At 67.9% G+C, this 10,726-nt stretch carries 11 protein-coding genes; 8 read left to right on the top strand and 3 right to left on the bottom strand.

Annotated elements, in window-relative coordinates; all coding sequences use genetic code 11:
* Positions 1 to 107 precede the first annotated feature (107 nt).
* Positions 108 to 329 carry a SlyX family protein gene (locus AC3WOH_RS30665; RefSeq protein ID WP_184865134.1) on the top strand — a complete coding sequence of 74 codons (222 nt, stop codon included), beginning with the start codon at positions 108 to 110 and terminating at the stop codon, positions 327 to 329.
* Between the two features lie 68 nt (positions 330 to 397).
* Here AC3WOH_RS30665 and AC3WOH_RS30660 read toward each other — a convergent pair whose 3' ends face one another.
* Positions 398 to 1,102: a TetR family transcriptional regulator gene (locus AC3WOH_RS30660; protein ID WP_492233086.1), complete on the bottom strand. Its 705-nt coding sequence runs from the start codon at positions 1,100 to 1,102 to the stop codon at positions 398 to 400.
* A gap of 96 nt (positions 1,103 to 1,198) precedes the next feature.
* Between AC3WOH_RS30660 and AC3WOH_RS30655 the strand changes: the two genes are divergently transcribed.
* From AC3WOH_RS30655 to AC3WOH_RS30635, 5 genes are all read left to right on the top strand, one after another.
* The gene (locus AC3WOH_RS30655) at positions 1,199 to 2,251 is read left to right on the top strand and encodes an SMP-30/gluconolactonase/LRE family protein (RefSeq protein WP_492233085.1); all 1,053 of its coding nucleotides are present in this window, start codon (positions 1,199 to 1,201) and stop codon (positions 2,249 to 2,251) included.
* Positions 2,252 to 2,258: 7 nt separating this feature from the next.
* Entirely contained in the window at positions 2,259 to 3,191 is a 933-nt protein-coding gene (kce, locus tag AC3WOH_RS30650; protein ID WP_492233084.1) for a 3,5-dioxohexanoate:acetyl-CoA acetone transferase, read from the top strand.
* A gap of 49 nt (positions 3,192 to 3,240) precedes the next feature.
* Complete coding sequence (locus AC3WOH_RS30645; RefSeq protein WP_492233083.1) at positions 3,241 to 4,215, top strand: Bug family tripartite tricarboxylate transporter substrate binding protein; 975 nt, start codon at positions 3,241 to 3,243, stop codon at positions 4,213 to 4,215.
* Positions 4,216 to 4,267: 52 nt separating this feature from the next.
* Positions 4,268 to 5,077: a cyclase family protein gene (locus tag AC3WOH_RS30640; RefSeq protein WP_492233082.1), complete on the top strand. Its 810-nt coding sequence runs from the start codon at positions 4,268 to 4,270 to the stop codon at positions 5,075 to 5,077.
* A gap of 61 nt (positions 5,078 to 5,138) precedes the next feature.
* Positions 5,139 to 5,531 (top strand): hypothetical protein, encoded by a 393-nt coding sequence (locus AC3WOH_RS30635; RefSeq protein WP_492233081.1) that lies wholly within the window; start codon positions 5,139 to 5,141, stop codon positions 5,529 to 5,531.
* Between the two features lie 7 nt (positions 5,532 to 5,538).
* On the opposite strand, the gene AC3WOH_RS30630 is transcribed toward AC3WOH_RS30635, so the two are convergent.
* The gene (locus AC3WOH_RS30630) at positions 5,539 to 6,159 is read right to left on the bottom strand and encodes a TetR/AcrR family transcriptional regulator (protein WP_492233080.1); all 621 of its coding nucleotides are present in this window, start codon (positions 6,157 to 6,159) and stop codon (positions 5,539 to 5,541) included.
* A gap of 107 nt (positions 6,160 to 6,266) precedes the next feature.
* Here AC3WOH_RS30630 and AC3WOH_RS30625 point away from each other — a divergent pair, with 107 nt between their 5' ends.
* Positions 6,267 to 8,351 (top strand): oxidoreductase, encoded by a 2,085-nt coding sequence (locus AC3WOH_RS30625; RefSeq protein ID WP_492233079.1) that lies wholly within the window; start codon positions 6,267 to 6,269, stop codon positions 8,349 to 8,351.
* Between the two features lie 28 nt (positions 8,352 to 8,379).
* Here the strand turns inward: AC3WOH_RS30625 and AC3WOH_RS30620 are convergent, their stop codons facing one another.
* The gene (locus AC3WOH_RS30620) at positions 8,380 to 9,000 is read right to left on the bottom strand and encodes a 3'-5' exonuclease (protein ID WP_492233078.1); all 621 of its coding nucleotides are present in this window, start codon (positions 8,998 to 9,000) and stop codon (positions 8,380 to 8,382) included.
* A 344-nt stretch (positions 9,001 to 9,344) separates the two neighbouring features.
* Between AC3WOH_RS30620 and AC3WOH_RS30615 the strand changes: the two genes are divergently transcribed.
* Positions 9,345 to 10,715: a DUF2142 domain-containing protein gene (locus AC3WOH_RS30615; protein WP_492233077.1), complete on the top strand. Its 1,371-nt coding sequence runs from the start codon at positions 9,345 to 9,347 to the stop codon at positions 10,713 to 10,715.
* Positions 10,716 to 10,726 lie beyond the last annotated feature (11 nt).

Genomic DNA, 10,726 nt, shown 5'->3' with positions numbered 1-10,726 from the left:
CCGTTCTTCTGCGCCAACCCGGACAACGCGACGCTGAGGCTGTCGTTTGCGACGGCGGATGTGGAGAAGATCCGCGAAGGCGTGGCGCGCCTGGGGCAGGCAGTCTGATGGACAGCCCGCAGCAGATCATCGAGCGGCTGGAGAACCTGGAGATCAAGGCCAGCTTCACCGAAGACCTGCTGGACCAGCTCAACATGACCATCTTTCGCCAGCAGGAGCTGATCGACCGGCTCACGCAGGAGGTGATCCAGCTGCGCCAGCAGGCGCCCGATGGCGGTGCAGGCGGTGCAGTGCGCAACCTGCGCGACGAGTTGCCGCCACACTATTGAACTGAAGTTCCGCAGCCCGCGGTGCCTTGGCCGCGGGCGGGCCTGTCCTTGCTGACCGCTGGCAGCGGTCAGCGCGCAGGGCGGCTGGCCACCGCAGCGAATCCCCCCTCCATAAACGCGCACAGCGTCTCCGTCATCGGGGCGACGCTGCGCGAGTCGAAGCGCCCGTCGGACAAGGTCTCGATGCGGTCAGTGCGCGCACACACGGCCAGCATGGCCCCCACCATGAAGAAGAACGCCCGGTGCAGGTCTTCGCTGGACACCTGGGGCAGGCTGCGCTGCAACTCGGCGATGTACTGGCGCGCGACCGCGTTGAAGTGCTTCTCGGCCAGGTCCTTCCACTCCGCGCTGGCCGCCACCACTGCGATCAGCCGGGTGTAGTTGCGCCAGCCCTCGTCGCCGGAGTCGGCCCGCGCCATGATGGTGCCCACAAAGCCGCCCACGAGGTCGCGCAGCGCCAGCGGGGCGGCTCCACGCGCGCCCCGCAATGCCTCCAGGTGTGCCAGGCGCTCGCGGTTGAGCACGTCGGAGCGGCGTGCCAGCACCTGGTCGAGCAGTGCCTCCTTGGCGCCGAAGTGGTAGCCGATCAGCGCGAACTGGCACTCGGCATGGTGGGCGATGTCGCGGATGGAAGTGGCGTGGAAGCCGGCATCGGCGAACAACCGCTCGGCGACATCCAGGATGCGCTGGCGGGTCGCTTCGCTGTCGGCCCGGCGCTGGGGGATGCGCGTGCGGCCCTTCTCGGCCGGGGCGGGGCGGGAAACGGAACTCATGGCCCACATCGTAGAGCACCGGACAGGCCTTCCAGCGATTGACCTCAAAATTTATCCATACGTATAATCAATAAAAAATGCGAAGGAGACAAGTCGATGGAAGCCAGCAATCCGCTCGACGGTTTCGTGGTGGACCGAAGCCGCATCGGCTTCGTGGGTGAGGGCCTGCAGCGGCCCGAATGCATCCTGGCCGAAGCCGATGGCACGCTGTGGTGCGCGGATGCGCGCGGCGGCGTGACGCGCATCGGCGCCGATGGAACGCAGCGCTCCATCGGCCAGCGCGCCGACGACCGCTTTGCCACGCACGCCGAAGGCACGAGCGGCGAGATGGAAGCCAAGTACACCACCGGCACCTTGCCCAATGGCCTGGCCTTCGCGGCCAATGGCGACATCCTGATCTCCAACTTCGGCACCGACCTGTTGGAGGTGATGGACCGCGAGGGCCACACGCGCACGCTGTACGACCGCATCGACGGCCTGCCCATCGGCAAGGTCAACTTCGTGCTGCGCGACTCGCGCGGCCGCATCTGGCTCACGGTGTCCACCCGCGTCAACCCCTGGACGGCCGCCGCCACGCAGCGCGTGCGCGATGGCTATGTCGCCGTGGTGGAAAACGGCCGCCTGCGCGTGGTGGCCGATGGCTTTCACTTCACCAACGAGATCCGGCTCGATGCCAGGGAAGAATGGCTGTACGTGGTGGAGACCACCGGCCCCTGCATCACCCGCCTGCGGCTGGACGAGTCGCGGCCCGGCGAGGTCGCGCTCAAGGACCGCGAGGTCTTCGGCCCGGCGCACCTGGGCGGCCTGCCCGATGGCATTGCCTTCGATGCCCATGGCAACCTCTGGTGCACCCTGATCATGGTAGACCGCCTGATCGCGCTCACCCCCCGTGGCGACCTGCGCACCCTGCTCGACGACGGGGAGCAGCAGGCCAGCGCCCGGCTGATGGCGCGCTTCGACGCCGGCACCATGACCACCGAGGACATGCAGCAGGCCCGCGGCCAGATCGCTCCGTGGATGGCGAGCATCACCTTCGGCGGCCCCGACCTGCGCACCGTCTACCTGGGCAGCCTGCTGGGCACCCGCATCCCTTTCTTCCGCTCGCCGGTCGCCGGCCTGCCCATGGTCCATTGGTCCACCACCCCCTGAGGTCTTCATGTCCCACAAAGCCATCATCAGCTGCGCAGTGACGGGCGCCGTGCACACGCCCACCATGTCGCCCCACCTGCCGGTGACCCCGGCGCAGATCGCGCAGCAAAGCATCGATGCCGCCGCCGCGGGCGCGGCCATCATCCACCTGCATGCGCGCAACCCGGTCGACGGGCGGCCATCGCCCTCGGCGGACGTGTACATGGAGTTCCTGCCCGAGATCGCGCAGGCGACCGACGCCGTGATCAACATCACCACCGGCGGCAGCGTGGCCATGTCGCTGAACGAGCGCCTGGAGGCCGCGCTGCGCGTCTCGCCGGAGCTGGCCTCGCTGAACATGGGTTCGTTCAACTTCGCCATGTTCCGGATGGCCGAGCGCCCGCGCGAGTGGCAGCACGCCTGGGAGCAGCCCTACCTGGCCGCAACGGAAGACGGCATCTTCAAGAACACCTTCAAGGACATCAAGTACATCCTGCAGACCCTGGGCGAGGGGCATGGCACGCGCTTCGAGTGCGAGTGCTACGACCTGGGCCACCTGTACAACCTGGCCTACTTCGCCGACATGGGGCTGATCAAGCCGCCCTTTCTCGTGCAGACCATTTTCGGCGTGATGGGCGCCATGGGGGCCGATGCCGAAAACGTGCTGGTGATGAAGCAGACGGCCGATCGCCTGCTGGGCAAAGACTATGTCTGGTCGCTGTTTGCCGCCGGCAAGAACCAGATGGGCTTCGGCACCATGGGCGCCGTGATGGGTGCCCACGTGCGCGTGGGCCTGGAGGACAGCCTGTACCTGGGTCGCGGCGCGCTGGCCACCTCCAACGCGCAGCAGGTGGCCAAGATGCGCAAGGTGCTGGACGAACTGGGCATCGCCATCGCGTCCCCGCAGGAGGCGCGCGAGCGCCTGGCCCTGAAGGGGCGGCACAACGTGGCGCTGGCCTGAGACCCTCACCACCGCATCGCGACAAACACACACAAGCAAGGAGACAAGCATGCGCAAGCCACCCCTCATCGCACGCCGCCAGGTCCTGGCGCTGGCGGCCGCAGCCCTGCCGCTGGCCACATGGGCCCAGGGCGGCGGCTTTCCGAGCAAGCCCATCCGCATCGTCGTGCCCTTCGGTGCGGGCTCTTCGCCCGACGTGATCGTGCGGCTCATGAGTGACCCGTTGTCCAAGGCCCTGGGCCAGCCCGTGGTGATCGACAACCGCGCCGGCGCCAGCACCATCATCGGCGCGCAGAACGTGGCCACCTCCCCGGGCGACGGCCATACGCTGCTGTACACGGTGAACAACACCACCTCCATCAACCCCTATGTCTACAAATCGCTGCCCTACAAGAGCGACGACTTCGTGCCGGTGGCGCGGGTGCTCTCGGTGCCCTATGTGCTGCTCACCGCGAGCCAGTCGCCGCACAAGACCCTGGCGGACCTGATTGCGGCCGCGAAGAACAGCCCCGGTGCCCTGAGCTATGGCAGCTACGGCATTGGCCAGGGCACCCATGTGGCCATGGCCCGGCTGCTGAACATGGCCGGCGCCAGCATGCTCCATGTGCCCTACAAAGACAGCGCCATTCCCGACCTGATGGCCGAGCGCATCGCCACCACCTTCGAGCCCTCGACCACCGCCATCGGCCAGGTCAAGTCCGGCAAGCTCAGGGCCCTGGCCGTCTCGGGCCCCAAGCGTATCGAGGCGCTGCCCGACGTGCCCACCGTGGGCGAGACCTTCGCCGGCTTCGTGGGCGATTCCTGGCACGGCCTGCTGGCGCCCAAGGGCACGCCGGCCGATGTGGTGGGCAAGATCAATGCAGCGGTCCAGTCCATCGTGGTCAGCACCGCCTTCCAGGCGCGCCTGCGCGAGCTGGGCCTGGTGCCCGCCGGCGGCAGCCCCGAGGAGTTCCGCCAATTCCTGAAAGAAGACGCGCAGGGCTGGGCCAAGGTGGTGCGCGACAACGACATCCGCGCCGAGTGAGGGCTGGCCTTTTGATGATGAAGACATGCAAGCAACGCAGGAGAGTGTTCCCATGACCCGCCAATTCGTCGACCTGTCCATCTACCTCGAAAACGACGTGGTGAGCGACCCACCCGCCTTCGCGCCGCGCATCGAGTACTTCACCCACGAGAACACGGTCGACCAGATCGAGCCCTTCTTTCCCGGCCTGCAAAAGGGCGACCTGCCCGACGGCGAGGGCTGGGCGGTGGAGCGCGTGCAGCTGTCCACCCACAACGGCACCCACCTGGATGCGCCCTACCATTTCCACAGCACCATGGACAAGGCGCTGGGCGAGAAGAAGCGGGCCTGGACGATCGACGAGGTGCCGCTGGAGTGGTGCTTCCAGCCTGGGGTGAAGCTCGACTTCCGCCACCTCGGTGATGGCTATGTGGTGACCGCGGCCGATGTCGAGGCCGAGCTGCAGCGCATCGGCCACACGCTCTCGCCGCTGGAGATCGTGGTGGTCAACACCCGCGCGGGCAGCCGCTATGGCCACAACGACTTTGTCTCCGCCGGCTGCGGCATGGGCTATGGCGCCACGATGTACCTGCTGGAGCGCGGCGTGCGCCTGACCGGCACGGACGCCTGGAGCTGGGACGCGCCCTTTGTGCACACCGCCGAGAAATATGCCGCCACCCACGACGCCAGCCTGATCTGGGAGGGCCACAAGGCGGGGCGCGACATCGGCTACTGCCACCTCGAGAAGCTGCACAACCTGGAGGCACTGCCGCCCACGGGCTTCTACATCTCGTGCTTTCCGCACAAGATCCGCGGCGCATCGGCCGGGTGGACGCGTGCCGTAGCCATCTTTGACGATGTGCTGATGGGGCGGGCCGCCTGATTCAGGGGGGCGGCCTGCTGGGGGACTATCATGGGCCTTCATCTCCAACCCACCCTGGCCCATGCCTGCATTTTCCTCCACGAAGAACATGGCGCTGGCCCTGTGCGGTGCAGGTGCGGTACTGCACCTCTACACCGCCCTCTTCAAGGCCGAAGGCGGCATGGGCGTCGCAGCCTTCCTCGTCGGTCTGTTTCTCTGGTCGTGTGCCCCGTATGCCATCGCCGCGCTGCTGGCACGGGGCCGCCGCGTGTGGTGGGGGCTGGGGGCGGCTGCGGCATGCCTGGCTGCGGATGTGTTCATGCACTACTCCGTCTTCGTTGCCCCCAAGGGCTCGACCGCCGCGCTCGGCCTGCTGTTCATGCCGCTGTGGAATCTGCTGGTCGTCGGGCCTGCGGGTGCCTTGCTCTTCCGGCTGGTGCATCGGGCCCTTGGCCGGGGCGGTGCCGTGGGCTGACGGGTTTTCAGGCGCGCACCGCGCGCCACGCCGCCGCCGCCAGCTCGCTGCGGTAGATGTCGGGCGAGGGCAGGGCGTTGTTGCCGGCGCGCTCCGACAGCCAGGCGCGGCAATAGCTCTGCACCGGGCCCATGACCAATGAGGGCATGAGTTCGCAGGGCAGGTCGCGCAGTGCGCCGCCCTGGCGGTGCGGCTCGAACCAGGCCACCAGGGCCTGGTTGCGGCCACGCGCGGCCTCGGCCAGCTCGGTGCTGCGCGGGCCGGCGGCCACCAGGCCGCGTGCCTGGAAGAGAAAGCGCGCATGCACGGGCTGCGCCACCACCCAGTCGAGGTACCCGGTCACCAGCGCCTGCACCCCGGCTTCCACGCCGAGCGAAGCATCGAGCTGCGCCTGGATGCTGCGCGACTGCGTGTGGAAGATGTCGAAGAACAGCGCCGCGACGATGCCCTCCCTGCTGCCGAAGTGGTGGTAGATGCTGCCCACGCTGGCGCCACAGCGTGCGCGCACGCCGTCGATGGAGACGGCCTCCACCCCCGCTTGCGCGGCGCAGGCCAGGGCCGCGTTCAGGATCTCCTGGCGGCGGTCGGGGGCCTCGGCGGCGAGGGCTGGGTGGGTACGGCTTGCCATGGATGTGCATTCTAGAATAAAGTTCTAGAAAATAGTTCTAGTGATGCGGAAATTGACGTTCCACGTCGCGATCTTCATTCCTTTGCGCCCCCACGCGCCTGCCCTCCATGAAATCCATCGCCAGCGAGCTGCCGCCCGGCCACGCCCTGTACCCCCACCTGCTCGCCCCGCTGGACCTGGGGTTCACCCAGATCAAGAACCGCGTGCTCATGGGCTCCATGCACACCGGGCTCGAAGATGCGCGCGACCTCTCGCGCATGGCGGCCTACTTCCGCGAGCGTGCCGAGGGCGGTGTGGGGCTGATCGTGACCGGGGGCTTTGCGCCCAACATCGCGGGCTGGACCAAGCCGTTCGCGGGCACGCTGTCCACGGCAGGGGCCGCGCGCCGCCACAGGGTGGTGACCGAGGCCGTGCACGGCGCGAGCGGCAAGATCGCGCTGCAGATCCTGCACACGGGCCGCTATGCCTATCACCCGCTGGCGGTAGCACCGTCGCGGCTGCAATCGCCCATCACGCCCTTTACGCCGTTCGCGCTGTCGGCTGGCGGGGTGGAGCGGCAGATCCGTGCCTTCGTCAATTGCGCCCAGCGCGCCCGCGAGGCGGGGTACGACGGGGTGGAGGTCATGGGCTCCGAGGGTTACCTGATCAACCAGTTCCTCTCGGCCGCCACCAACCGGCGCACCGATGCCTGGGGCGGCGACTACAGCCAGCGCATGCGCCTGCCGCTGGAGATCATCGGCCGCATGCGCGAGGCCGTGGGGCCGGACTTCATCATCATCTACCGCCTGTCCATGATCGACTTGGTGCCCGGCGGCAGCGCCTGGGACGAGATCGTCACCCTGGGCAAGGCGGTGGCCACCGGCGGCGCCAGCATCGTCAACACCGGCATCGGCTGGCACGAGGCGCGCATACCGACGATTGCCACCAGCGTGCCGCGCGCGGCCTTCGCCTGGGTCACGCAGAAGATGAAAGCCGAGTTCGCAGCGGCCGGCATCGCCACGCCGCTCGTCACCTCCAACCGCATCAACACGCCCGAGGTGGCTGAAGCCGTGCTGGCCGAGGGCTGCGCCGACATGGTCTCCATGGCCCGCCCGCTGCTGGCCGACCCTGCCTTCGTGAACAAGGCAGCCCAGTGCAAGGCCGACCGCATCAACACCTGCATCGCCTGCAACCAGGCCTGCCTGGACCATGTGTTCAAGGCCAAGACCAGCAGCTGCCTGGTGAACCCGCGCGCCTGCCACGAGACGCTGCTGGTCTACACGCCGCTCACGTCGCAGCAAAAGCCCAAGCGCATCGCCGTGGTGGGCGCGGGGCCTGCCGGCCTGACCGCTGCCACGGTGGCCGCCGAGCGCGGGCACGAGGTGCACCTGTTCGACGCGGCCGACGCCATCGGGGGGCAGCTCAACATGGCCAAGCAGGTGCCGGGCAAGGAAGAGTTTCACGAGATGCTGCGCTACCTGGCCACGCGCGTGGAGGACACGGGCGTGCAGCTGCATCTGTCCACCCCCGTGCAGGCGGCCGACCTGGCGGGTTATGACGAGGTCGTGATTGCCACGGGCGTGAGCCCGCGCGACCCCAAGATCCCCGGGCAGGAGCACCCCAAGGTGCTCAGCTACATCGACGTGCTGCGCCATGGCAAGCCGGTGGGCGAGCGCGTGGCCATCATCGGTGCCGGGGGCATCGGCTTCGACGTGGCCGAGTTCCTTGTGCACGAGGGCCATTCCACGACGCTGGACCTGCCCGCCTGGCAGGCCGAGTGGGGCATCACCGATCCCGCCGAGGCGCGTGGCGGCCTGGCCCCCAAGGGCCCGCAGGTCACGCCGCCGGCGCGCCAGGTCACGCTGTTGCAGCGCAAGAAAGGCAAGCTCGGCGAGGGCCTGGGCAAGACCACGGGCTGGATCCACCGCACCACGCTGAAGATGAAGCAGGTGCAGATGGTGGGCGGCGTGAACTACGAGCGCATTGCCGACGAAGGCCTGCTCGTCTCCTACGGCGAGCAGCGTGAGGACCCGACCTGGATCCCCTGCGACACCGTGGTGCTGTGCGCCGGCCAGCTGCCACTGCGCACCCTGGCCGACGAGCTGCTGGCCCTGGGCAAGAAGCCCCATGTGGTGGGCGGTGCGCTAGAGGCAGGCGAGCTCGACGCCAAGCGCGCCATCGACCAGGCGGCTCGCCTCGCAGCGGGGCTCTGAGCTGCGTCGCAGGCGCTACGGGTGGGCGTCAGGCGCAAGCCGGCTGCCCCAGCGCGTGGTACACGCGCGCCGCCGCGTAGGCGTCGTTGGCCGCATAGACCAGTTGCGATTCGGTGAGCTTGGGGTTGGCCCAGTTGGAGGTGGCCGCCTTCTTGGACTTGATGAAGCGCTGGTTGAACAGCACGGCCACGGCGCCCTTGACGCCCATGTCCTTGCGATAGCCCTGCTGGCGGAACACGTGGTTGAGTTCGAGCACGCCAGCGGGCTCCACGCCCAGCTTGGCCACGATGCGCTTCTTGTCGTCGCCAAGGCCAAAGCCGGCCTTGGTGACACCGGGCCGCGCCAGCAGCTGTGCCACCAGGTGGCGGCAGCCTTCATCGTGCAGCTGGAACACCCAGGCCTTGTCCAGGGTGGACAGCTGTACCACGTGGGGGCCGTCGGACACCTCGCCCTGCACGAAGGTGGGCTTGGATTCGGTGTCGAAGCCCCAGGCCGTGCTGGCCGCCAGCTCTTCGCCGGCCCGGTGGGCCTGTTCGGCGGTGCTCACCAGGGCGATGCGATCGGGGCCCAGGCGCTCGAAGGGGGCGAGCAGTGCAATCTCTTCCTTGCCAGGGGTGGCGCGTGCAGCAGCAGGGTGTGGGGAATTCATGGGCTATTGTAGAAAATGATTCCAAATGCAAGTGCGGTTGCAGCAGGCGTCTCTGCCTGCCATCATGCCCCGGTCGTCGGTGGCTGCGGGCGCATGGCCCGGGTCGCTGCGCGACAAAAACCCTGTTCTGGTGATGTAGGTCACGCCTGACGTTCAATTGAGCGCTGCACGACATGCTGCGGACCACCTGCGTGGCTAAGATCAATCTCGCCAGCCGGGATCGTCGCTGTCTGTTCTTTCCTTGAAGACCGTCTGTCTTGTTTTTGCGCCCTGACCTTTTCGGCTGGCCTCGCGTGCTGACGCACCTCGTGGGGAGGGGGGCGGCCGGTTTGCGCAGCCTGCGCATGGCATGGTTTGCGCTGGGGTTTGCGATTGCCTGCGGCATGATGCAATTGATTCCGGCCTTCCAGTCGCCCGATGAAATCGTGCACCTGCTGCGGGCCGATATGGTGGCCCATGGCCAGGCCCTGCTCAGAAGCGAAGAGCCCAACGAACCCGGAAAAACCGGCGGCTGGGTGGACACCAACTTCTTCCTGTTCTCGCAGTGGATGCAGAAGATCGTGGGGCCGCACCGGGACCGCAGCCTGTCACCCACCTGGCTCATGAGCGAGGCCACACGTTACGACTGGCAGGACGATGAGATCTTCGTCAACGCCGCGGCCACGGGCTATTACGCGCCCTTCATCTACCTGCCGCATGCGCTCGGGCTCAAGCTGTCGCGCGCGCTCGACCTCTCCCTGGGCCACAGCTACCAGCTCACACGCATGCTGGTCACCCTGCTGGTGTTCGGCCTGGTCCTGTGGGCCTGGCAGATCGCACGGCCCGCGCTGCTGGTGCAGGCGCTGGTGCTCATGCCCATGGCGCTGTTCCAGATCATTTCGCCCACCATCGACGGGCTGTGCTTTGCGCTGGCTCTGCTGGTGCTGTCGCTGTTCCTCGCGCAGTGGCAGGAGGGCCGGGCCACGCGCTGGCAGTCGTTCGCGTTCTATCTGTCCATCTTCCTCCTGGTCACTTCGCGCACCAACCTCCTGCCCCTCATGCTGCTGCCCCTGGTGCTGCTGCTGCGGCATGGGTCCTGGCAGCGCCTGGCTGCCACGGCCGCGCTGCTCGCCGCCAGTGCCGGGTGGACCCTGTATGGCCTGCTGCACACCCTGGACCACCGGGTGGTGCGCGCACACTCCACCGGGCAGATCATCGGCACCTACCTGCGCGAGCCGATCGAGTTCCTGCAACTGGTGGGGCGGACCGTCGCCGATCCGTTCCAGGGCCACCTGATTGCCTCGTCGTTCATAGGCAACCTGGGCTGGGCCGATGCGCCCATTCCGCGATTCGCCCTGGCTGCCATCGGCTGCGGCTTGCTCCTGGCCACCGTGCTGACCGTGGCGGCAACACGCTACCAGCGCCAGGATGCGGCCATCCGGGCCGCGCTGCTGGTGGCGGGGCTGGGCAGCGCACTGCTGGCCTTCTTTGCGCTGGCCGTGACCTGGAACGACTACCCCTCGCGCGTGATCGAGGGTTTGCAGGGGCGCTACTTCATCATCCCTGCCATGCTGCTCGCCGCAGCGCTGGGGCCGGTGCGCCCGGCATCGGCGCAATCGGCATCGCCGCCCGCGCACCAGGCATTTGTCCTGCTCTATGCCGTCTTCTGCCTGGCGGTGCTGGCCTCTACGCTGCACGGGCGCTATGGCATGGGGGTGGCGGTGTTCGACTTCTGAGCGCACACGCG

Source organism: Acidovorax sp. FW305-C-20-28, assembly GCF_058783375.1.
The sequence above is the reverse complement of the archived record's forward strand: the minus strand, read 5'-3'. Positions and strand labels throughout refer to the sequence as shown.

What these genes read in the sequence shown, in the direction of transcription:
- AC3WOH_RS30665 (WP_184865134.1), top strand. Translation starts at nt 108, where the DNA reads ATGGACAGCCCGCAGCAGATCATCGAGCGGCTGGAGAACCTGGAGATC.
- AC3WOH_RS30660 (WP_492233086.1), bottom strand. Translation starts at nt 1,102, where the DNA reads ATGAGTTCCGTTTCCCGCCCCGCCCCGGCCGAGAAGGGCCGCACGCGC.
- AC3WOH_RS30655 (WP_492233085.1), top strand. Translation starts at nt 1,199, where the DNA reads ATGGAAGCCAGCAATCCGCTCGACGGTTTCGTGGTGGACCGAAGCCGC.
- kce (WP_492233084.1), top strand. Translation starts at nt 2,259, where the DNA reads ATGTCCCACAAAGCCATCATCAGCTGCGCAGTGACGGGCGCCGTGCAC.
- AC3WOH_RS30645 (WP_492233083.1), top strand. Translation starts at nt 3,241, where the DNA reads ATGCGCAAGCCACCCCTCATCGCACGCCGCCAGGTCCTGGCGCTGGCG.
- AC3WOH_RS30640 (WP_492233082.1), top strand. Translation starts at nt 4,268, where the DNA reads ATGACCCGCCAATTCGTCGACCTGTCCATCTACCTCGAAAACGACGTG.
- AC3WOH_RS30635 (WP_492233081.1), top strand. Translation starts at nt 5,139, where the DNA reads ATGCCTGCATTTTCCTCCACGAAGAACATGGCGCTGGCCCTGTGCGGT.
- AC3WOH_RS30630 (WP_492233080.1), bottom strand. Translation starts at nt 6,159, where the DNA reads ATGGCAAGCCGTACCCACCCAGCCCTCGCCGCCGAGGCCCCCGACCGC.
- AC3WOH_RS30625 (WP_492233079.1), top strand. Translation starts at nt 6,267, where the DNA reads ATGAAATCCATCGCCAGCGAGCTGCCGCCCGGCCACGCCCTGTACCCC.
- AC3WOH_RS30620 (WP_492233078.1), bottom strand. Translation starts at nt 9,000, where the DNA reads ATGAATTCCCCACACCCTGCTGCTGCACGCGCCACCCCTGGCAAGGAA.
- AC3WOH_RS30615 (WP_492233077.1), top strand. Translation starts at nt 9,345, where the DNA reads ATGGCATGGTTTGCGCTGGGGTTTGCGATTGCCTGCGGCATGATGCAA.